Raw genomic sequence first — 21,066 nt, forward strand, 5'->3', positions numbered from 1 at the left:
GTGGTGCCGAAGCGTTAGGCGTTTGTGACTGCCGGGTCAATTGGCAGCGCCTCGATGATGACGAAGGCTTGAGCAAGCCCGGCGTCATCGGTGATGGTCAGGTGAATGTGGGGAACATGTCCGGGCGGGACAAGCCGGGCCAGTGCCTTGGCAGCCCCATTGGTCAGATGCATGGTCGGTTTGCCCGATGGCAGGTTCACCACGCCCATGTCGCGCCAATAAACGCCGAAATTGAGGCCGGTGCCCAGCGCCTTGGAGCAGGCCTCCTTGGCGGCGAAGCGCTTGGCATAGGAGGCGGCGCGCATGGCGCGACGGTCCGATTTGCGGCGCTCGATCTCAGTGAAGCAGCGATGAGTGAAGCGTTCGCCGAACCGTTCGAGCGTGTGCTCGACACGGCCGATCTGGCAGAGGTCGGAGCCCAGGCCGATGATCACTTCACCCCCTGAATGCCGCGGCTGCCGGGCTTTACGGCGGGGAGCGCGGCGAGTTCGGGGGGGAGTTGGTCGGCGGGGTAAGCGGGGACTTTAAAATCGATGAGCTTGACCAGTGGCACGCCGACATCGGCCTCGCCGCCGGAGCGGTCGATGAGGCAGGCGGCGGCGATGACATTGGCGCCGATGCCGCGCAGGGCCTCGACGCATTCGCGGATGGAGAGACCCGTGGAAACGATGTCTTCGACCACAATCACCTTGTCATCGGGGGAGATTTCAAAGCCGCGGCGCAATTCGAACTTGCCTTCGACGCGCTCGGTATAAAGCGCGGGCAAGTTCATGTGGCGGGCGGTTTCGTAGCCGGGGATGATGCCGCCAATGGCAGGCGAGACGATCTTGGTGGCGTTGCCGAAGCCTTCGGAATGGATCTTGGCGGCGAGTGCCTTGCAGAGCTTTTCGGTCTGGTGCGGATATTGGAAGACCCGAGCCTTTTGCAGGAAAATGGGGGAGCGCAGGCCCGAGGATAGGATGAAATGGCCTTCGAGCATGGCGCCACATTCGCGGAAGATCGCCAGCACTTCATCCTTAGTCATCTTCATTTCTCCGGTCGATATTGCCGTCCCATTCCAGCGTCGAAATCATGCTGGCTTCCCGCATGCCCGCGCGCTGGACGGAGGAAAGGCCCGGGCTACGCTTGAGCGTTGCCAGAACATCGGTCAATTGCGCAAGGTCGCGGACTTCGATTTCGAAGATCATCTGGTGAAAATCGGGCGAAATCATCCGCATCACCAGATTGTTGATATTGGCGTCGCAGGCGGCAATGGCCGACGAAATCTGCGCGAGCGAGCCGGGGCGATTGACCGATTCCATCGAAATGACGGTGGGATAGAGGTCTTCCTTGCCAGATAGATTCCAGCGCACATCGACCCAGGCGACGTCGCTGTCGTGCAGATCGATCAGCGCCTCGGAATGGATGGGATAGACCAGCATAGGCGCGTCGGGCTGCAGGATGCCCACGAGACGATCGCCGGGCACCACCCCCTCCCCCGAAATGGTGACGGGCATGTGGAAATCGAGCTGGGCCAAAGCCGCCTTGGCGCGGGGGCCGGAGCGCTGGCCGCCCGGCACGCGGAAGCGGAACAGATCGGTGGCGCGCAGCGCGAACCAGCCATCGGCGGTGTCGGCGACGGGGAGATCGAGCTTGCGGCGGCGCTTGCGCAGACCCTTGAGGCGGCCGAGTTCGGCGGCCAGCGGCTCCGACCCGATCTTGCCTTCACCGACCGCGACCAGCAAATCACGCTTGGATGGGGAGCCGAGTGCCTCGGCCAGTGCCTTGGCCTCGCTGTCGTCGAGCATAACGCCTTCGCGCTCAAGCATCATCTTGAGAACGTGTTCGCCCAGGGCAAAGGCGCGCTGAGCGGCAGCATGGCGCACAGCGCGGCGAATGGCGGCGCGCGCCTTGCCTGTGGCGGCGATACCGATCCAGTTGGACGGCGGCATATGGTTCTGATCGCGGATGATCTCGACTTCGTCGCCGCTGCGTAATTGGGTCACCAGCGGCAGGATGGCGCCGTTGATCTTGGCGCCGACGCAGGTGTCACCAATATCGGTATGCAGCGCATAGGCGAAGTCGATCGGCGTCGCGCCACGCGGCAGGGCAATGAGACGCCCGCGCGGGGTGAAGCAGAACACCTGGTCCTGAAACAGTTCCAGCTTGGTATATTCGACGAAATCTTCGGTCGAGAGGCCCTGGGTCAGGTGGCCAATGGTCTGACGGAGCGAGCCATAGGCCTGCGACTCGATTTCGATACGGCCCATGTCGGCGGAGGCACCGTCCTTGTAGAGAGCGTGGGCCGCGATGCCGAATTCGGCGATGCGGTCCATTTCCTCGGTACGGATTTGCAGCTCGGCGCGTTGGCGGCCAGGGCCGACAATGGTGGTGTGGATCGATTGGTAATCATTGTGCTTGGGGACCGAAATATAGTCCTTGAAGCGGCCAGGCACGACTTTCCACTTGGTATGGACGACGCCCACCGTGTGGTAGCACTCCTCGATCGAGTTCACGATGACGCGGAAGCCAATCATGTCGGAGAGCTGTTCCAGGGCAATCGACTTGCGCTCGATCTTGGAAAAGATTGAGTAGGGCGATTTGACCCGGGCCTTGACGCGGGCCGTGATGCCTTCGGCGGCGAGGCGTTCGCTAAGCTCGGTCGAAATGGTCGAAATCGTTTCGTGATATTCGGCCTGCATCTCGTTGAGACGCTCGGTAATGGCGTTGTAGTGATCGGGCTGGAGAATCTTGAAGGAGATGTCTTCGAGCTCGTTGCGCATGTCCTGCATACCCATGCGGCCGGCGAGCGGGGCATAGATATCCATGGTTTCCTGGGCAATACGGGTGCGCTTTTCCGGCGGCATGTATTGCAGGGTGCGCATATTGTGCAGGCGATCGGCCAGCTTCACCAGCAGAACGCGTACATCCTGGCTGATGGCCAACAGCAGCTTGCGCAGGTTTTCGGCCTGGGCCTCCTCGCGCGAAACCAGATTGAGCCGCTCGATCTTGGTCAGGCCATCGACAATAGCGCCGATTTCCGAGCCAAAGAGCTGATCGATCTCGGCGCGGGTGGCGTCGGTATCCTCGATCGTGTCGTGCAGCAGGCCCACGGCGATGGAGGCATCGTCGAGCTTGAGCTCGGTCAGGATGGCGGCGACTTCGAGGGGATGATTGAAATAGGGATCGCCAGAGGCGCGCTTTTGCGAGCCATGCTTCTGCATGGCGTACACATAGGCCTTGTTCAACAAATTCTCGTCGGCGTTCGGGTTGTAGGCCTGAACGCGCTCGACGAGCTCATACTGACGCATCATGACTGTAAGTGCCTCACCCGCAGGGGGAGCTTAGCGATTGGAATAGAAATGAAAAGGGCGTCCGGTGATCCGAACGCCCTCTCCTATACGATAGCTTGAAGCCGGATCAATCGTCGCGGCGTTCCGGCGGGGCAAGGCTTTCGATACCGCGCAGCAATTCTTCTTCGCTGATGGTGTCGAAATTGATCGAGTCGTCGCCATTGGCGCTTTCGATCAGCGGAGCAGCGTGCTGCTCGGGTTCGTCGACTTCGACATATTTCTGCAGCGAATGGATCAGGTCTTCGCGCAGGTCTTCCGGCGAAATGGCGCCGTCGCCGATTTCGCGCAGGGCAACGACCGGGTTTTTGTCGTTATCGCGGGATACGGTGATCTGAGCGCCGGAGGAAATCATGCGCGCACGATGCGCAGCCATGAGGACGAGATCGAAGCGGTTCTCGATCTTTTCAATGCAGTCTTCGACGGTGACGCGGGCCACGAACGTCTCCAAAACTTATGGAATGAACGCTTCCCATACACGAGAGGTTATCAGGATACAAGGTTTGCACACGCTTGCCTGGTTTTCAGTGGCGCAAAGGTGAGCGCAGAACGCTTGCGGGGGCCTGAGCAAATGTGCGAATACCGAGTTTGACGGATAAATTGAGCCGCGGAACTTAATTTAGCTGCTTTTTGCCCGCTATCGGGCGCAAGTAATTTTGCAGCCTCGCTGCTGGGTACAGGAGTTCATCATGCCCATTGATCCGCGCGAAAAAATAGTACTGTTCATCGATGGCGCCAATCTCTACGCGACGTCCAAGGCCATTGGCGTGGATATCGACTATCGGCGATTGCTGGCTGAGTTCAACGCCAAAGCCTATTTACTGCGCGCCAACTATTACACCGCACTGGTGGAAGATCAGGAATATTCCTCGATCCGGCCGCTGATCGACTGGCTGGACTATAATGGCTTCACGGTGGTGACCAAGCCGGCCAAGGAATTCACCGACGCGGCGGGCCGCCGCAAGATCAAGGGCAATATGGATATCGAGCTCTGCGTCGACGCGCTGGAGTTGGCTCCCTATTACGACCATATGGTGCTGTTTTCCGGTGACGGCGACTTTACCGCACTGGTGGCGGCTTTGCAGCGCAAGGGCAAACGGGTGACGGTGGTATCGACGCTGACCACCTCGACACCGATGATTGCCGATGATTTGCGCCGGCAGGCGGACTTTTTCATCGATGTGGCGGACTTGGCCAAGAGCGTGGGGCGCCCGCCGAGCACACGGCCGGTGGTCGCCCCAGCGGCCGTGCCTGTGGTGGATGACGAAACGGACCCGGACTGAATGGACGTTGGTGAGCAACCCCGGTTCAGGGTGTTGGATGCATCGGCTGATGCGCCGGGCGGCCGAACGGTAGGCCCGGCGGTGCATTGTCAAAGTCGGTGGATTGACCACCAGGGGGCGGCGCTTCGCCCTCCTCGCAACGAACGAGAATGGCGCCTTGCATGCCGCGCAGTACTGCGCCGAGTTCGGGCGGCAGCTCGGTTACTTCGGTAGGCAGAGCGTTCAATTGATCGGCAAGCTCTGGGGGCAATTGCTTGGCAGGCCGCAGGCTCGCGCTGCATCCGGCTGGAGCATCGCGCAGGGTCACCGCGGCAATATCGTCCAGGCCGAGCGCGACATAATATTCCGGATCATAGACCGCTACTTCCAGCTCTTCGCCGATGCGATAGGCCCGGGTCGGCTTGAGGGAGAAATCGAGGACGGTGCGACCGCCGACATAGGACATGCGGCTATCGGAGCCGACCACGAAATGCAGGTCGGTCGCGCCCTCCCCGGCATAGGTGTAGAATTCGCGGCGGGCCAGGTCCGCCATGCTGTCGCGCGTCAGATCGGAGAGTTCGTCGCCACTGACATTGCCGTCGCCGTTCGTGTCCAGTCCCTGGATTTGCCAGGCGGAAAATGCCCGATCGAAAGTCCAGCGATGCTCGATGGCCGTTACATTTCCCGCATTGTCGAAGGCAATCGTTGTCTGCGCATCAATGAAGACATGAGGATGTGCAAAAGCCCATCCGGGGGTGAGCAGCAACGCCGCCAGGGCGAAGCCCGATGAAAGGGCGTGAAAACGCAACACTTGTGCCCTAGATAGATTTATCGGGTCGTCCGACTTTAGCAGAGCTGCAAGCATTGAAAAGACTGCGCCAACATCGCCGGCATTGGGTCGCTCTGCTGGCGGCCTGCGTCATGGCTCCTGCATTGGGCGCGGACGCCATTGCCGCCGAGCTGAAGGTGACGATGAACCAGATGCCCATCACGGTCCCCATCGCTGACTATCTGGTGGTGGATTTTGATCTCGACGGGCAGATCGTGCCTATGGGCTTCAGCGCCGACCCCGAGATCAGCAAGCGCCGCGAGAGCTTCTTTGCTGCCAACCCCGGTACATTGCCGGCGGTGCAGCTGCGCTATTTGTTTTATCTGGCAAGGGCGACCTGTAGCGGCGAAGGGTTTCTGCTGTCAGCCTGCGAAAGCCGCGACGGGACCGGGACTGCGCAGATTGTACAAATGGTGCTTCGTTCGGGTAGCGTTCCCGGCGTGGGTACGCAAATGTTGCGCCCGGCTGAGCTGTCACCCGCCGACGTGGAAGGCGAGGTCGTGACATATGACCAGCCGGGCTGGAGCTATATGGAGACGCTTGTGGACGGGAGCCGCCTCGCCGCGAGTTGCGCGCCTGCCGAAGAGACCGGCTGGGGCCTGACTTGTCGACACAGTGCGTCACTGGCCAACGGCATTTTCTATCAGGTCGACTTCCTGTTGAAAGGGAATGCGGCGGCCGGAGCGGGTGAAACCCTGCGGGCGAGCCATGCCGCCGCGCAGTCTCTGACCTCGCAATAGCGGGCGCCCTACCCGCGCCCGCCCTCCTTCATGATGCGGGATTTGTCGCGGTTCCAGTCGCGATTGCGCTCGGTTTCGCGCTTGTCGTAGTTCTTCTTACCCTTGCCCAGGCCAATCAGCACTTTCGCGCGGCCCTGGTCGTTGAAGAACAGCTTGAGCGGCACGATGGAATTGCCGGCGCGGGAAACTTCCTGGCCGAGATGAGCCAATTGCTTGCGCGAGACCAGCAATTTGCGGGGGCGCTTTTCTTCGTGGTTGAAGCGGTTGGCCTGCAGATATTCTGGGATATGGGCGTTGATCAGCCACAGCTCGCCCTTTTCCGGGGAAGCGTAGGATTCGGTGATCTGGGCCTTGCCGAGACGCAGTGACTTGACCTCGGTGCCGGTCAGCACAAGGCCGGCTTCGAGAGTGTCGATAATCTCGTAATCGTAGCGCGCGCGGCGGTTTTCAGCCACGAGGCCGTGGCTGATTACACCATTCTTGGATTTGTCGTTCTTGCTGGCCATAAAGGTTAGATAAGGCCTGCATGGCTCAATGCAAAGTCCATCGCCTCTTGCGTTGGCTTGCTGATCGGCAAAAGCGGCAGGCGCAGCTCGTTAGCGCAAAGATTGAGCCGATTGGCGGCGTATTTGGCCGGCGCGGGATTGGGCTCCATGAACAAGTCCTTGTGCAGGTAGGCCAGCTTGTCCTGGATGGCCAATGCGCCCTTGAAATCGCCGGCAAGCGAGAGCTCCTGCATCTGCGAGCAGAGGCGCGGGGCAATATTGGCGGTGACCGAAATGCAGCCATGGCCGCCATGGGCGTTGAAGCCCAGTGCCGAGCTATCGTCGCCGGAGAGCAGGATAAAATCCTTGCCGAGCTTGGCGCGCTGCAGGCTGGCGCGCTCCATATTGGCCGTCGCGTCCTTGACGCCAATGATATTGGAATGCGCCTCTGCCAGGCGCACGATGGTGTCGACGGTAAGATCGACGGTGGTACGGCCGGGTACGCTGTAGAGAATGACCGGAATGCCCACGGCGCTGGCCACAGCCGAAAAGTGCTGGAACAGCCCTTCCTGGTTGGGGCGGTTGTAATAGGGCACGACGGAGAGCACGGCATCGGCGCCGGTTTCCTCGGCGAAACGGGCGAGCGAGACGGCTTCGGCGGTCGAGTTCGAGCCCGCGCCGGCGACTACCGGAACGCGCTTATTGGCGACTTCGACGCAGATTTCGACGACGCGGCGATGTTCTTCGTGGCTGACAGTGGGGCTTTCGCCCGTAGTGCCAACCGGAACCAGGCCGTGAGTGCCCTCGGCGATCTGCCAATCGACAAAGCTCGAGAAGGCTTTCTCGTCCACTGCCCCATTAACGAAGGGAGTGATGAGTGCCGTAATCGATCCTCTGAGCATTTGCCTGGTATTCCTCGGTTTGTTTGACGCCACAGTTCAGCCGTGGCGGAATGTCATAGCCGTTTAATGGCGGCTGATTTGAGTGGCGCACCATAGTTTTTATTGCAAGCCATCACAAGGCGGCAGCGACACGAGCGGCATAGGACAGTGGCGGCAACTTGATGTTTACCCAGATGGGGTAACTTTGGGTTAACCGGACGGATGGGGGTTCTTGCCGGCCGGTTGAATGTGAGCAGCAGGACGGCAGATGGGACACGGCTTTCGAGCGGGCCTCATCGCAGCGGCGCTGGGCGTTTTGAGCATAACCCCAGTGGCCGATGTGATCGTGGCCAATGACACCATTGATAATGTGGTTTCCGGTTCAATCAACAGCGGGACGGCTACGCCTGCCCTGAATACCAAGGGTTCAGTTGCGTTTCGCGCGGCGCTGGATCTGCTGAGCGGCGATGATGCGGCGGGGGCGTATCAGGCGGCTCGCACCCTGCCCGATGCGCTTGAGCGGCGGACGGTGCAATGGGCGGCGATCTATTTCAGCCCGGGCAAGGTCGACTATCACTCGGTGCAGCGTTTTGCCGCCGATGCGCCTGATTTCGCGGCCAGCAGCATCTATCGAACGCGGATCGAGCAGGCGCTGGTCAAGGCCGAGCCTGCCGATGCGGAGGTTATCGCCGCGCTGGGCGGGGCGGTGCCCAATACGATCGAGGCGCAGGTGATGCTGGCTTCGGCCTATCTGGCCGAGGGGCAGAAAGACCGGGCCACACGGCTGGCGCACAGCATCTGGATCGACAATTTTCTGACCCCGGAGCAGGAAAAAACCGTGCTGGACAAGCTCGGCTCCCTGCTAGATCGCGATACGCATTGGGCGCGTGCAGAGCACCTGATGATGCATGACCGGGCGCGGGCCAGCGAGCGGTTGCTGGAGTTTTTGAGCCCGGCACAGAAATCGCTGGTGGTGGCGCGAGCCGCCGTGTCGCGCAACGATGCCGACGCCAAAAAACAGCTCGATAGCGTCGACCCCTCGATGCATTCCAACCCGGTTTTTATCTTTTCGCGGGCGCAGCGGGCGCGACAGTTCGAACTATGGCAGAGCGCCGTCGACTGGCTCAACAAGGCGCCGGAGGAACTGCCGGACGCGGCCGAATGGTGGTATGAGCGGCGCGCGCTGATCCGGCAATTGCTCAATGCGGGGCAGCCCAAGCTCGCTTATCAGGTGGCTTCTGGCTACACCAAGGGGCCGGATGGCCGCGTGGTGGAGGCGCAATTCCATGCCGGCTGGATTGCGCTGTCGTTCCTGGATGATGCGGCGGCGGCCAAGCAGCATTTTACCGCGCAAAAGGCGCTGTCCACCTTGCCGGACACGGTGAGCCAGGCCAATTACTGGCTGGCGCGGGCTGATACCAAGCTGGGTGATGCGGCCGGAGCCAAAGCAGCTTATGAGGCGGCGGCTCGCTATGGCAATGTTTATTATGGGCAATTGGCGCGGGCCGAGTTGGGCCATAAGGGCGTGGAAATCCGCCCCCTGCCCCATTGGCAGGATAGCGAAAGCCTGTTCAACGCCAATCCGATCGTGCGCGCGGTTCGCCTGCTGGCCGCAAACGGGCGGCAGAGCATGGCCGTGCCGCTGCTGCGCCATTATGGCGAGGGGTTAAAGACCGGCGGCGAATTGCTGCTGGCGGCGCGGCTGGCGCAGGAAATCGGCGCCCATAATGTCGCGATCCTGATTGCCGATGCGGCCGACAAGTTGGGCGTTCCGCTCGATCTGTTCAGCTTTCCCAAGGACGGGTTGCCGGCCGATGCCCGATTGGCGGCCGACCGGGCAGCGGTTTACGCCATTGCGCGGCAGGAATCGATGTTTCAGCTCGACGCGATTTCATCCTCGGGTGCACGCGGGTTGATGCAGCTGATGCCAGGCACCGCCAAGGAAGTGGCGGGCAAGGTGGGCGTCGATTATTCGGCCAGCCGCTTGATAAGCGACGCGGCTTACAATGCGCTGTTGGGATCGACTTATCTCGGAACGCAATTGGAGCGGTATGACGGCTCGCTGGTCTTGGCGGCGGCGGCTTATAATGCGGGGCCGGGCAATGCGAACAAATGGATTGCTGCTTATGGCGATCCGCGGGCCGAGAATGTCGATCCGGTAATCTGGGTCGAATTGATCCCGTTCCAGGAGACGCGGAAATATGTGCAGCGCGTGCTGGGCAATTATCTGGTCTATCGCGAGCGGCTGGGTGATGGCGGGCTGACGCTGCAAGAAGCGTTGCGGACAATCCGGTGATGAACGCCGATTTCGCTTGAGGCCAATGCGGCCCGTTCCCTAAAAGATTGCTATGGCCCGCAAACGCACAATCCCCGATGATCATCCCGCTTTTGCAGCCCTGCCGGTGACCCGCGTGAGCGTCTCGGCGGGGCATCTGCGAGCGGCGGTCCACATTTCCGGACGGCTTTCGACCCAGCGACTGCCAGTGGTCTGCATTCCCGGCTATCAGCGCAATATGAGCGATTTCACCGAGTTTGCGGCCTATTTCCAACGCATGGGCGGCGGCAATTGGCCGGTGGTGTTGCTCGATTTGCCGGGGCGGGGGCGTGCCGACGACCGGGCGCGGGCGGAGGATTATAGCTCGCTTGCCGATGCGCGGGATGTTGCGAGCATATTGCCGGCGCTGGGGATCGACCGGGCGGTGATTTTGGGCCAGGGGCATGGTGGGCAGGTGGCCATGGCGCTGGCGATGGACCATCCGCTGCTGGTGGCCGGAACGGTGCTGCTGGATGCGGGGCCGGTGACGGATTCGCGCGGTATTGTGCGGCTGCGCAATAATCTGAGGCATGTCGAAAGCCTGCGCGGCAGCAAGTTCGTGACGGCTGGGTTCCGCCGCATGTTGAGCGGGGATTATCCGGGCCTGCCGGAGGCGCAGCTGGATGCGCTAATGGGGCGCAGCCATATGATCGACCGGCATGGACGCGCGCGGCCGCTTTATGATGAACGGCTGATCGAAGCGCTGGGCAGCATCAATCTCGATGATGTTCTGGTGGCGCAATGGCCGCTGTTCGACGCGCTGCGCTGCGCGCCGCTGATGGTACTGCGCACGCAATTGACCGATCAATTACGGCGCGAGACCTTTGACGAAATGCAGCGGCGGCGGCCGGACGCGGTGGCGCTGACCATTGCCGGGCAAGGTTCGCCTGCCCTGTTCGATCAGCGCGACGAGATCGAAGCGGTTGCCGAGTTTGTCATCCGCACCAGCCGGACGGCATTGGGCCGCGCGGCCTAGCGTTCCTAATAGTGTTCCGGCAGCACAGTGACGACGATGCGCCGGTTCAGGCGTTTGCCGGCGGGCGTTTCGTTGTCCGCCATCGGGCTGGATTCGCCATAGCCGACGGCATAGAGGCGGTCGGGATTAACGCCGCGCGTGACCAAGGCGGCGATGACGGCTTCGGCACGGGCCACCGACAGGGCCAGGTTGGAGGCATCATCGCCGTCGGCATCGGTGTGGCCTTCGATGTGCACTACGGCATCGGGGCAAGCGGAGAGGTCTGCGGCCAATTCATCGAGTGCGGGCTCGGATGCGGCCGTGATGACGGCAGCACCGGATTGGTAGAGAATGGCATTGCGGGCCGAAAAATCGGCGAGCGGCGCCACGCAGGCGGCGACCTCGGCGGCAGCGGCCGACAGTGTTGCAGGAGCTGCGGCGACGGGAGCCGCAACTGGTTCAGGAATGGCGATAGTGGCGGTCCAATCGGCGGGGTTCGCCGCAGCGGCGATGGCAGCCTTGATGGCGTCGGCCGTGACGCTATCGGGCGCGGTGCCGGATAAGGACCAGACATCGGCGCCGTAGTTCAGTCGCCCGTCGGTCATTCGAGCCAGTTGCTGCAGGCCGAGTTGGGCATTGGCGACGAAATCATCCGGGGCGCCGGCCGCGACGGAGAGGGCATCGATGGAGCCGCCGGTCTGGGTGGCAAGCGCCTGCAGGTCGGCGTCGGTAGGGACCTGGCCGCTCAGGACAGTCTGCCCCTCAGCACGCGTTGCCGAGAAAGTATAGGCGGGATCAATGATTACGGGATTTTGTTCTGGATCTGGCGCCGGCGCTTCAGCCGCAGGCTCAGCTGCAGGGGGCGTCTCGGGCGCAGTTGGCGTAGTGACCGGCGCGGTGGTTGCGACAGTGGCCGCAGGTGCAGCTATGGCCATGGACCAGCCGGCGGCCGCAAGCTGCTTGCTGGTGAATTCGGCTTCGATGGCGGCCTTGTCCGCGGGTGATTTCGCTGTGCCGGTCAGAGTCCAGGCGGCGCCTTCCAGCACTATCCTGCCCTCGGACAAGCGCTGCAGCAAAGCCAGGGCAGTCTGCGCCGATCCGCTAAAGCCGTTGGGCGCTCCAGAGGCATAGGTCATGCCGGTTCGCGCATTCGCGCCGGCTCTGGCCAGCAATGCCGCTTCATCGTCGGGGCTGGGCACGGAGCCGGACAGCAGGATAGCACCGCCGGCAGATTTGGTGGCGGTCCAGGTGAAATTGGCGGCGACGGGCGCGGTGATCTCGGCCTGAGCGAGAACGAGGCCTTGCGGCGCACCGGCGGAGATGGTGCTGCGCAGGGCCTGATAATCGGCACTCGAGCGGGCTATGCCATTGATGGTGATGACATTCTGGCGCAGGGCGAAGCGGCCCTCGCTCATGCGGGCCAGCACCGAGAGGCCGAAATCGACCGCTGGGCGGTAATTGCCGGGTGCCCCGCTCCCCAATTTGAGCCAGGAAATATCGGCGCCCTGGAACTGGCGCAGAGCTTGGCGGGTAGCCTCATCGGGTGCGTAGCCGTCGAAGACGATAGTCCCACCGGGCTGCAGCGTGGCGCTCACCCAATAATCGGCAATGCGCGGCGCATCCAGGGTGACGATGCTACCGCCCGATTGGAGTTGCGCCACGATGAGCGGAGCAGGATCAAGGCGCTGGGCACCATCATTGGCGGCTGCACTCGTGAGACAAATGGTTGTTGCCGCCAGAGCCATGGCTAGCCCCGGCGCGACCCATTTGATGAGGTCCTTGATCATGCCCGTTCCAAAAAGAGAATTCCGCAATTGGCGGCAAACCTAGAGCATTTCGCCCGGCTTTGGAACGAAAATGCGCGGGTTAAGTGTTTGGATTTTATGTAGGATTCAGATGTTGAACGAGGAGATGTGAGAGGGGGGTGAGCGAAGCTGCGAATCATGGGCGCTCTGCCCTTGCCGAAGGAAACAGAGGTTCCCGCTTTCGCGGGAATGACATCGTGGTGGGTGAATGGCGCGGCCCTTGAGACTGCCGGACGAGCGAGATGCATCCACAACGACAAAAAGAAAGGCCCGGCAGAGCCGGGCCTTTCCCAATCCATAAGAAGGATCGACGATTAGTCGAAGGTCTTCTCGGCAGTGAACGACACCTTGTAGGCGCTTTCGGTGGTCAGTTCGCCCTTCAGGCTGGAGGTGAAACCACCGCCAGGAGCCCACTTCACGCCCAGAGCACCGTAACCGACGCTATCGACGCCAGCGCCGAGTTCAACACCATTGCCGAAGTAACCACCGACTTCACCGGTGACTTCGATGGTCTCAGTGACCGCAGCAATGAGCTGAGCAGCAACCTGAACGGTGTCAACATCGAGAGTGTCGCTGTGGAACCAACGGCTACCCAGGTTGATCTTGATACCATCGGTGATCGTGGCGCCAATCGAGCCGGCGACACCGTAGCCTTCAAGACCATAGGTATCAACGTATTCACCCGACAGAGCGACGGTGAACATATCGAAGCCAGCTTCGGCCGAGATCAAAGCATGGAGCTTGGAATCGTCGAGTACTTCGTTCTGTACGTAACCAAGAGCCGCGCGGACCTTGAACATGTCGAACGTACCGGTAGCACCGGCATGCAGACCGTAGAACTCGGTCGTGCCATCAATGATACCGCCAGCAAAGCCAGTCAGGTGTGCAGTGACGTTTTCGCCAGCGTAGCTAACAACACCGACCAGGGTACCCGTGCTCTCGACCTCAGTCCAAGGACCAATGGTCTGACCTTCGAGGTTTTCAAGGCCGACGCCGACGGAGACGCCGTTGCCGAGATCGGAAACGATCTGGATGACGTGACCGCCGAAGCCGTCTTCGTCGCCTTCGAGCAGGATGCCATTGTCAACTTCGTTGTAGCCGAAGGTACGCAGGAAGTTGAAGGGCTGCGAGTCACCGAAGTTACCAATGGTGCTCTTCTTACCGGCCATCAGGACTGTCGAGTCGCCAACCGAAACATAGGCTTCGTCGATGACAAGGCCGTTGTCGCCGTGGGCTTCATAGTCAGCCTCGTTCTGAACATCCCAGCGCTCCTGGAAGTTCAGCTTCAACACGGCCTTGGCAGTGCCGAAATCGCTATCGGACGAACCGACAAACTTCAGCCATGCCGTCGACTTCGTACGCCAATCAAGCTCGCCGTCAGGACCGGAGCCGGCGCCGATAAAGTTGATGGGGCCGCCAAAATTCACGATATCGTCGGTCGGACCGACCAAGCCTACGATCGGCTCGTCCTTGTAGTCGCCCCAGTAGAATTCGTACTTCACGCCGCCCGAGATCTGCAGGCAGTTGGTGTCCGACGAGATCGTCAGGCCCGAGATGCCGAGCGAGTCGCAAACGTCCAGCGACGTCAGCACGCCCAGATCGGCTGCATAGCCAGCGGTCGAGAGACCAGCGGCGGCAATAGAACCGAGGATAAGGCTCTTGAGTTTCATTATTTGACCTCCAAAGTCAGTCATTCTTGGTGCCGGTTACCCAGCGGTTTGCCGTAACGCGACCACACTATCGTGGTGCAGTGTGTTGCCGTCGCGTTGCGACCGACAAACGATCCCATGCATGGATTCGCAAGACCCACTCTACGCATGCAAACTTTGGACGCAATCGAACAAAGCCGGTTTTGGGGCCGCCACAATATGGTTGCACCCCCAATGTTGCAGATTCAGCACACACACGGTAATCACTCGTTAAGGCGGATGAATCCGGGGTTAAATTTTCCATCTTTTGAAGGGGTTAACAGCCTCTTGGGGTGGTAACCGGGCAAGGCTGTGCCTTTGACGGTATTTCCCGCCGCCCATAAGCCCGCCGCAATGACGTGGCGGGAATGTGCCGGTAATCGGGACGCAATGGGGCAGCGCGCTGCCGGCAATGGGGGAATATGCATGACACATAGGGACAAAGTCGCCGTTATCACGGGGGGAAGCTCTGGAATTGGCCGGGCGGCGGCTATCGGCTTTGCCAAGGCGGGATACCGGGTGGCGATTTGCGGGCGGCGCGCCGAGGCCCTCGAAGCGGTGGCGGCGGAAACCGGCGCCTATTGGGCGACGTGCGACGTGACGGACCCGGCGCAGGTGGCGCATTTCTTTACCGGGCTGCGGGCGCAGCATCCGCGGATCGACGTGGTGTTCAACAATGCCGGGCGATTTGCGCCGGCCCTGTCCTTCGGGGATATCGACGTGCCGACCTGGCGCGAAATGATCGATACCAATCTCAACGGCGCCTTCTATATCGCGCGCGAGGCGTTTCGGGCGATGCGGGACCAGAGCCCGCAGGGCGGCCGGATCATCAACAATGGCTCGATCTCTGCGCATGCGCCCCGGCCGGGCGCGGCGAGCTATACAACCTCCAAGCATGCGATTACCGGGCTGACCAAGGCGATTTCGCTGGATGGACGCGCGTTCAACATTGCCTGCGGGCAGGTCGATATCGGCAATGCGGCAACTGATATGACCAGCCATATGAATTCGGGCTCGCTGCAGGCCAATGGCACGATCATGCCGGAGCCGACATTCGATGTGGCCCATGTGGTGGATGCACTGCTCTATATGAGCGGGCTGCCGCTGAGCGCGAATGTGCAGTTCATGACGGTGATGGCGACGACCATGCCGTATATCGGGCGAGGTTAGCCTAACCGGCGGCCTGATAGACTTTGGTGCCGGCTATCCAGGTCGAGGCGACGTGGCGCGCGGCGTCGAGGTGGACGAAGTTTGCTATCGCGCCGGGCCGGAGGTGACCATGGTCGGCGGCGATGCCTATGGCTTGGGCGGGATAGAGCGAGGCCATTCGCAGCGCCTCATCGAGGGGCAGGCCTATGCTTGTGCACATGAACTCGACGGCGTCGATCATGTCGAGGTCGGCGCCGGCCAGTGTGCCATCGGCGAGGCGCAGGGCGCCGTCGGAGCGGGTGATGGTACGGCCGTTCAGCGTCAGCGTCTTGATGTCGGTGCCGGTTTGCGACATGGCGTCGGTGACCAGGAAAATGCGGCCGGGGCCGGATTTGGCGCGCAGGGCTATGTCAATCGTGGTGGGATGGACGTGGATGCCATCGGCGATCAGGCCGGCGAAGACATTGTCATGCACTAGTACCGCGCCGACGACGCCGGGTTCGCGGTTGCCCAATTGGCTCATGGCATTGAAGAGGTGGGTGGCCATACTTGCGCCGGCAGCAAAGGCCGCAGCGGTCGTGCCGGCACTAGCGTCGGAGTGACCGATGCTGACCACGATGCCGGCGGCGGACAGCGCCGCGATCTGGGCCGGAGTGACGGTTTCGGCGGCGACGGTGCAGAGCAGGTTCGGTACCTGCTGGCGGGCGGCGAGCAGGCGGGAGAGATCAGCGTCGTCCATCGGGCGGATCAGGGCCGGGTCATGCGTGCCTTTGCGGGCAATGGAGAGATGCGGCCCCTCGAGGTGAAGGCCAAGGAAGCCGGGAACGCCTTGGGTGGTTGCAGCGGCGCCGGCAGCGATGGCGCGGATATTGACCTCGACAGTGTCGGTAATCAGCGTCGGCAACAGCGCGGTGGTGCCGAATTGGGCGTGGGCGGCGCAGATGGTGCGGATACACTCAAGCGTAGGGTCGTTATTGAATAGCACCCCGCCACCGCCATTGACCTGCAGATCGATGAAGCCGGGCACCAGCATGCCGCCAGCCAAATGGACGGTTTCGGCATTGGCGGGCACGGCGCCCGCCTGCACGATGCCGCAGACCTGGCCGAATTCGATCAGCAGGGCTGCATCGTCCTGCCAATCGTGCCCGTCGAAAATACGGGCGCCCGTTACCGCAAGAAGATCGCTCATACCGTCTCGGTTACCTTTTTGAGCAGGCGAGGCTCATCGGGGTTGAGGCCACGATGGCGGGCGAGAGCTTCGACGAAGCCATAGAAGGAGACGATAAGGGCCAGCGGATCGGTGATGGGGTGGCCGGTGGGCGCGAAGGGCAGGCGGACGGCCGGGCCGGGGTGATCGCTGGTAAGGAAGGCCAAGGCGCCCTGCCCGGCCAGCTTATGCGCCATTTCGGCAACCGAGGACTCGGCGGCATCGCGGGCGGCCAAGGCCAGCACTGGATAGCCCGGCGTGACGATGGAAACCGGGCCGTGCATCACTTCGGCGGAACTGTAGGATTCGGCCTGGACGCCGCAGGTTTCCTTGAACTTGAGGGCCGCTTCATTGGCGATGGCCCAACCGGGACCGCGCCCGAGAACGTAGAGTGCGTTGTGGCCATCAAGGGCGCCGATCAGTTCGGACCAGTCGCAGGCGACGGCCGCCGCCAGCGATTCCGGCAGGGCGTGGACGGCGCGGGACAGGTCCGCATCGCCGCTCCATTCGGCCAACAGAGCAAGGCCGGCAACGATGGAGGTGGCGAAGGTCTTGGTGGCGGCGACGGACTTTTCGACGCCGGCATGCAGGTCGATGGTGAAATCGGCGCTTTCGGCCAGCGGCGAAGTGGCGGTGTTGGTGATGGCGATGGTCGTGGCGCCGCCACGCTTGGCGGATTGGGCCATGCCCACGATATCGGGGCTTTTGCCAGACTGGGAGATGGCGATGGCCACGGCGCGATCAAGCCGGAGTTGCTTGTTGTAGATCGAAGCAATGGAGGGGCCGATGGAGGCGACGGGCAGGCCCAGCGTCAGTTCGATGGCGTATTTGAGATAGGTGGAGGCGTGGTCGGATGAGCCGCGCGCCACGGTGGCGACCAGCGACGGGTCCCTAGCGCGCAGAGCTGCGGCAGCGGCTGTGATGACCGGCGCGCTCTTGTCGAGGAAATTGGCCACGGCGCTGGGGATCTCGTTGATCTCGCGGCGCATATGGGTCTGGTTCGTCATGGTTTGGCGGCTCCATTGGACGACGTGTCCCCGATCCGCAGTTCGGCGACGAAGTCATAGGTATCGCCCCGATAGATGGAGCGGGTGAATTCGATGACCCGGCCGGAGGCCAGGTAGGATGTGCGCTCAATATTGAGGCTGGCCGAACCGGCGGCGACCTGCAACAGATCGGCATCTTCGGCGCCCAGATTGGCGGCCCTGATGCGCTGGATGGCGCGGATGGGACGATTACCGGAGCGTTCGAGCAGCTTATAGAGCGAATCCGAGACAACCGCCGGATCAGGCAGGACGCGGGCCGACAGACTCGCCCGCTCGATAGCCAATGGCGTATCGCCGGTAAGCCGCAAACGAGCGATGCGGGAGACATGCTCGCCGGGCGACAGGCCAAGGATAACGGTCTCCTCCGGCGAAGGCAGATAGAGGCCGCGATCAAGCCATTCGGAGCGCACGGCCATGCCGCGGCGGGCCATGTCCTCAGTAAAGGAGGTGAGTTGGGACAGCGATTGTTCGACGCGCTGCGGCTGGGGGGCGACGAAGGTGCCCGAGCCGTGCCGCTGTACCAGAACGCCATCCTGAACCAGCTGCAGCACCGCCTTGCGGACGGTGACGCGCGAGACATCGACCTTGAGCGCCAGGTCGCGCTCGGAGGGCAGCGCATCGCCGGGGCTGATGGCGCCCTTGTTGATGGCATCCTCGATCCAGCGCTTGAGCTGGAGATAAAGCGGGCCGCCAGTGGGCAGGACCACCGGGCCATCGAAAAACAAACTATTGGTCAGGTCAGCCACGGCTCCCCCGCATAAGACGCTAGCGCTTGCCTGCATCAAGATACCAATAAAATACCATTCACCAAGCCAAAAATGACTCCCGACGGCGATTGGCCGGGCATAAGCGGATAATTCCTTGTCGTTTGGGCGAAGCGCCCCTGCTGGCATCACGGCAGCGAGATTGAAGGCGGAAGTGGTATTTTTTTGGCATTACACGGCAAAAAGCCGGTTGATACGATAAAAATTAGGAAAAGGAGCATGGCTTTGTCGAAAAGCCGTTACGCGGCTCGTTGACAGGTTGAACCCGCAACATATGGAGATTGCAAAATGACCGCTCAAGCCAACACCGCCCAGGATGCCAATCGCGACCTGGTGCTGACCCGCCTGATCGATGCGCCGCGCGAGAAGCTCTATGCCGCCTGGACGCAGCCCGAATTGGTGACGCAATGGTTTGCGCCCAAGCCGTGGTCGACACCTAAGGCCGTGCTGGATGTGCGGGTGGGCGGCGCCAGCGTGGTGACGATGGCCGATGAAAACGGCACTGAATATCCCAATCCCGGGCAATACCTGGAGGTCGTCCCCAATGAGAAGCTGGTGTTCACCGATGCCTATATCGGGGACTGGGAACCCTCGGCCAAGCCGTTCATGACCGTAATCCTGACCTTCACCGAAGAAGCCGGCAAGACGCGGTATACCGCAATCGCCCGCCACTGGACAGCGGAAGACCGCAAGACCCACGAAGATATGGGATTCCACGAAGGATGGGGCCAGTGTGCGGACCAGTTGGAAGAACTGGTCAAGCGCATCTAAGGCAGACTAACGCTGCGCGAGGCCGTAAGCTAAAGTTGTGGCCGCAAGGGCCGCAACTTTGGCCGGATGCGCGCATAGCTTGCCTTCTGCGCCCATTATGTCAGGCTCCTTGGTGTCGAGTCCCTTTCTTGAGGAGGAAAACAATGGGTTTTGACGGTGTAGGCTGGCTTGCGGCAATCATCATCGGCGGTGTTGCCGGGTGGCTGGCCAAGCAGTTCATGCAGACCAATACGGGCCTGCTCATGAACATCATTCTGGGCATTGTCGGCGCCATCGTCGCCAGCCTGATACTTGGACTATTGGGCATCTCGTTTGGCGGATGGCTCGGCTACCTGATCGCAGGCTTTATCGGCGCTTGCATCATCATCGCGATCGGCCGCGCCGTTACGCGCTGAGTTTTGTCATCGCACTGGACCCCGAGCGTTTGCCCGGGGTCAGCCGGCCCCGCAGCAGTGAGGGGCTTAGCCAAAACCACGCTGCGGCCGGCCGGTTTCATCGATTCGCAAATAAATGGCGGAGAGGATGGGACTCTCCGGGAGTTCCGGAAACGCGGGACTTTCAGCGGCCAAGGCTCGAAAACCAATGTGTATCATGCACATTGCTATTTCAAGGGCGGGCTAGGATCAGGAAATTGCTCAACATGGCCGTTGAGGGACGGGGCTGAAATGGACACGGCTTTGGGGGCCACCAGGTTGGGCTGATCCGGCTGAAAGGGGGTAGAAAGCGGATAAGGTGGATGGCTCCCGCTCCCGGCATCTGAGTGCCAAAGTGGGTTTGCTATCAGGCAACCCGAGCAAAGGAGCCATCCGCCATGCAGATTACCATCGTGGGCCTCGATTTGGCCAAGCGTGTTTTTCAAGTTCATGCCGTTGAGCGTCTGGAGATGTTGTTGTCCGCAAGGCATTGCGGCGATCGCAGGTGCTGCCGTTTTTCACCAAGTTGCCATCCTGTCTGATTGGCATGGAGGCGAGCGGGACATCGCATCATTGGGCGCGCGAGCTGACCAATCTGAGCCATGAGGTCGCATGATGCCGCCGGCCTACGTGAAGCCTTATGTGAAGCGCGGCAAGAACGACGCGGTGGACGCCGAGGCGATCTGCGAAGTGGACACGCCCGACCATGCGGTTCAGACTGTCGCTGCGGCAGTGGTGGAGTTGGCTCACCGTACCGCTGTTGATCTCGACATAGAGGTAGAGCCCGTCGCAGTGGTTGAACGGGCGGACCACATCGATGATCGCTGCCAGCCGGCAGGTTCGGCAGAGGTGGCGCCTGGATTGACGCACCGGCCGCCGCAGTTCAACGCCGATAGAGCGCCAATACGCGACCTTGCGATATGGCGATTGCGTCGCCTGCCGCCGCCAGGCCGCCACCCTTGCCGCCTTCGATATTGAGGATGGGGCCAATGGCATTGCCGGCAAGGTTGTAGCAATGCACCTGGCCTTGTTCGGTCAGGACATGGACGTGGCCGCCGGCGACAAGGGGTTGGCCGGCGAAACTGCCCGGCAGGGAATTGAACCACAATTCCCGCAGCACGGGCTTCTTGAACAGCAGGCCCTTCTGTTCGAGCGCGATGGCGCGGATGATGCCGCTGTCATCGGCGGCAATAATGGTATCGTCCGCCAATGCCGGCCCGGAGGTGATGGCCGTACCCTCCGGGATGGCCAGGCGCGTCACCAGCGCGCCAGTGGCCGGATCATAGGCATTGAGCGCGTTGCGCGCGCCCCAAAGCAACAGGTTGCCGGCCATGATGACATTGAAATGATACTGATCGACCTCGACCGACCAGATTTTCTCCCCGGTTTGGCAGTGCAGGCAATGCAGGTGGATGCTGGATTGGCCAA

Annotated in this window: 20 protein-coding genes and 1 pseudogene; 8 read left to right on the forward strand and 13 right to left on the reverse strand. The window is 61.6% G+C overall.

From position 1 onward, the window contains the following. Positions 1-14: 14 nt before the first annotated feature. The 4 genes from acpS to rpoZ form a co-directional block, all read right to left on the reverse strand. Positions 15-434, reverse strand: coding sequence for a holo-ACP synthase (gene acpS / locus FF80_RS04040; RefSeq protein WP_035097734.1), 420 nt, complete (start codon positions 432-434; stop codon positions 15-17). Beyond that, positions 431-1,024 carry an orotate phosphoribosyltransferase gene (gene pyrE, locus FF80_RS04045; protein ID WP_035097736.1) on the reverse strand — a complete coding sequence of 198 codons (594 nt, stop codon included), beginning with the start codon at positions 1,022-1,024 and terminating at the stop codon, positions 431-433. The genes acpS and pyrE overlap by 4 nt, the downstream gene beginning before the upstream one ends. Further along, positions 1,017-3,293, reverse strand: coding sequence for a bifunctional (p)ppGpp synthetase/guanosine-3',5'-bis(diphosphate) 3'-pyrophosphohydrolase (locus tag FF80_RS04050; RefSeq protein ID WP_035097738.1), 2,277 nt, complete (start codon positions 3,291-3,293; stop codon positions 1,017-1,019). Before FF80_RS04050 ends, pyrE begins: the two co-directional genes overlap by 8 nt. 106 nt (positions 3,294-3,399) lie before the next feature. Beyond that, entirely contained in the window at positions 3,400-3,768 is a 369-nt protein-coding gene (rpoZ, locus tag FF80_RS04055) for a DNA-directed RNA polymerase subunit omega (protein WP_035097740.1), read from the reverse strand. 250 nt (positions 3,769-4,018) lie between these two features. Here rpoZ and FF80_RS04060 point away from each other — a divergent pair, with 250 nt between their 5' ends. After that, positions 4,019-4,612 carry an NYN domain-containing protein gene (locus tag FF80_RS04060; protein WP_035097743.1) on the forward strand — a complete coding sequence of 198 codons (594 nt, stop codon included), beginning with the start codon at positions 4,019-4,021 and terminating at the stop codon, positions 4,610-4,612. Positions 4,613-4,637: 25 nt separating this feature from the next. On the opposite strand, the gene FF80_RS04065 is transcribed toward FF80_RS04060, so the two are convergent. Next, positions 4,638-5,399 carry a DUF1007 family protein gene (locus tag FF80_RS04065; RefSeq protein WP_052153154.1) on the reverse strand — a complete coding sequence of 254 codons (762 nt, stop codon included), beginning with the start codon at positions 5,397-5,399 and terminating at the stop codon, positions 4,638-4,640. A gap of 56 nt (positions 5,400-5,455) precedes the next feature. Here FF80_RS04065 and FF80_RS04070 point away from each other — a divergent pair, with 56 nt between their 5' ends. Further along, the gene (locus tag FF80_RS04070; protein ID WP_152558255.1) at positions 5,456-6,160 is read left to right on the forward strand and encodes a hypothetical protein; all 705 of its coding nucleotides are present in this window, start codon (positions 5,456-5,458) and stop codon (positions 6,158-6,160) included. 8 nt (positions 6,161-6,168) lie between these two features. Here FF80_RS04070 and smpB read toward each other — a convergent pair whose 3' ends face one another. After that, the gene (smpB, locus tag FF80_RS04075; RefSeq protein ID WP_052153155.1) at positions 6,169-6,666 is read right to left on the reverse strand and encodes an SsrA-binding protein SmpB; all 498 of its coding nucleotides are present in this window, start codon (positions 6,664-6,666) and stop codon (positions 6,169-6,171) included. A 5-nt stretch (positions 6,667-6,671) separates the two neighbouring features. Next, a complete protein-coding gene (gene dapA / locus FF80_RS04080) occupies positions 6,672-7,547 on the reverse strand; it encodes a 4-hydroxy-tetrahydrodipicolinate synthase (RefSeq protein ID WP_035097748.1) in 876 nt (291 codons plus the stop codon). Between the two features lie 247 nt (positions 7,548-7,794). Here dapA and FF80_RS04085 point away from each other — a divergent pair, with 247 nt between their 5' ends. Further along, positions 7,795-9,822: a lytic transglycosylase domain-containing protein gene (locus FF80_RS04085; protein WP_081917231.1), complete on the forward strand. Its 2,028-nt coding sequence runs from the start codon at positions 7,795-7,797 to the stop codon at positions 9,820-9,822. A 52-nt stretch (positions 9,823-9,874) separates the two neighbouring features. After that, positions 9,875-10,816 carry an alpha/beta hydrolase gene (locus tag FF80_RS04090; protein WP_035097749.1) on the forward strand — a complete coding sequence of 314 codons (942 nt, stop codon included), beginning with the start codon at positions 9,875-9,877 and terminating at the stop codon, positions 10,814-10,816. A gap of 5 nt (positions 10,817-10,821) precedes the next feature. Here the strand turns inward: FF80_RS04090 and FF80_RS04095 are convergent, their stop codons facing one another. Both FF80_RS04095 and FF80_RS04100 read right to left on the reverse strand, forming a co-directional pair. Then, complete coding sequence (locus FF80_RS04095; RefSeq protein WP_035097750.1) at positions 10,822-12,582, reverse strand: OmpA family protein; 1,761 nt, start codon at positions 12,580-12,582, stop codon at positions 10,822-10,824. 332 nt (positions 12,583-12,914) lie between these two features. Beyond that, a complete protein-coding gene (locus FF80_RS04100; protein ID WP_035097751.1) occupies positions 12,915-14,270 on the reverse strand; it encodes a porin in 1,356 nt (451 codons plus the stop codon). Positions 14,271-14,714: 444 nt separating this feature from the next. Here FF80_RS04100 and FF80_RS04105 point away from each other — a divergent pair, with 444 nt between their 5' ends. Beyond that, on the forward strand, positions 14,715-15,458 hold the full coding sequence (locus FF80_RS04105; protein WP_035097752.1) for an SDR family oxidoreductase: 744 nt from the start codon (positions 14,715-14,717) through the stop codon (positions 15,456-15,458). A gap of 1 nt (position 15,459) precedes the next feature. On the opposite strand, the gene nagA is transcribed toward FF80_RS04105, so the two are convergent. From nagA to FF80_RS04120, 3 genes are read right to left on the reverse strand one after another with little or no spacing between them, the layout of a single operon-like run. Beyond that, a complete protein-coding gene (gene nagA / locus FF80_RS04110) occupies positions 15,460-16,626 on the reverse strand; it encodes an N-acetylglucosamine-6-phosphate deacetylase (RefSeq protein WP_035097754.1) in 1,167 nt (388 codons plus the stop codon). Then, positions 16,623-17,651, reverse strand: a complete 1,029-nt coding sequence (locus tag FF80_RS04115; RefSeq protein WP_035097755.1) for an SIS domain-containing protein — start codon at positions 17,649-17,651, stop codon at positions 16,623-16,625. The genes nagA and FF80_RS04115 overlap by 4 nt, the downstream gene beginning before the upstream one ends. After that, positions 17,648-18,436: a GntR family transcriptional regulator gene (locus FF80_RS04120; RefSeq protein ID WP_052153157.1), complete on the reverse strand. Its 789-nt coding sequence runs from the start codon at positions 18,434-18,436 to the stop codon at positions 17,648-17,650. Before FF80_RS04120 ends, FF80_RS04115 begins: the two co-directional genes overlap by 4 nt. 306 nt (positions 18,437-18,742) lie before the next feature. On the opposite strand from FF80_RS04120, the gene FF80_RS04125 reads away from it, so the two are divergent. The 3 genes and pseudogenes from FF80_RS04125 to FF80_RS04135 all read left to right on the forward strand — a co-directional run. Continuing rightward, positions 18,743-19,225, forward strand: a complete 483-nt coding sequence (locus FF80_RS04125) for an SRPBCC family protein (RefSeq protein ID WP_035097757.1) — start codon at positions 18,743-18,745, stop codon at positions 19,223-19,225. A 143-nt stretch (positions 19,226-19,368) separates the two neighbouring features. Next, on the forward strand, positions 19,369-19,620 hold the full coding sequence (locus tag FF80_RS04130; protein WP_035097758.1) for a GlsB/YeaQ/YmgE family stress response membrane protein: 252 nt from the start codon (positions 19,369-19,371) through the stop codon (positions 19,618-19,620). A gap of 416 nt (positions 19,621-20,036) precedes the next feature. After that, positions 20,037-20,328: pseudogene (locus FF80_RS04135) on the forward strand (IS110 family transposase); the annotation flags it as partial. A gap of 193 nt (positions 20,329-20,521) precedes the next feature. Here FF80_RS04135 and FF80_RS04140 read toward each other — a convergent pair. After that, a partial coding sequence (locus FF80_RS04140; RefSeq protein ID WP_035097760.1) for a PQQ-binding-like beta-propeller repeat protein occupies positions 20,522-21,066 on the reverse strand: 545 nt, incomplete at its 5' end.

Origin of the sequence: Devosia sp. LC5 (assembly GCF_000735585.1) — a bacterium.
In the GTDB taxonomy this organism is placed as follows: domain Bacteria; phylum Pseudomonadota; class Alphaproteobacteria; order Rhizobiales; family Devosiaceae; genus Devosia.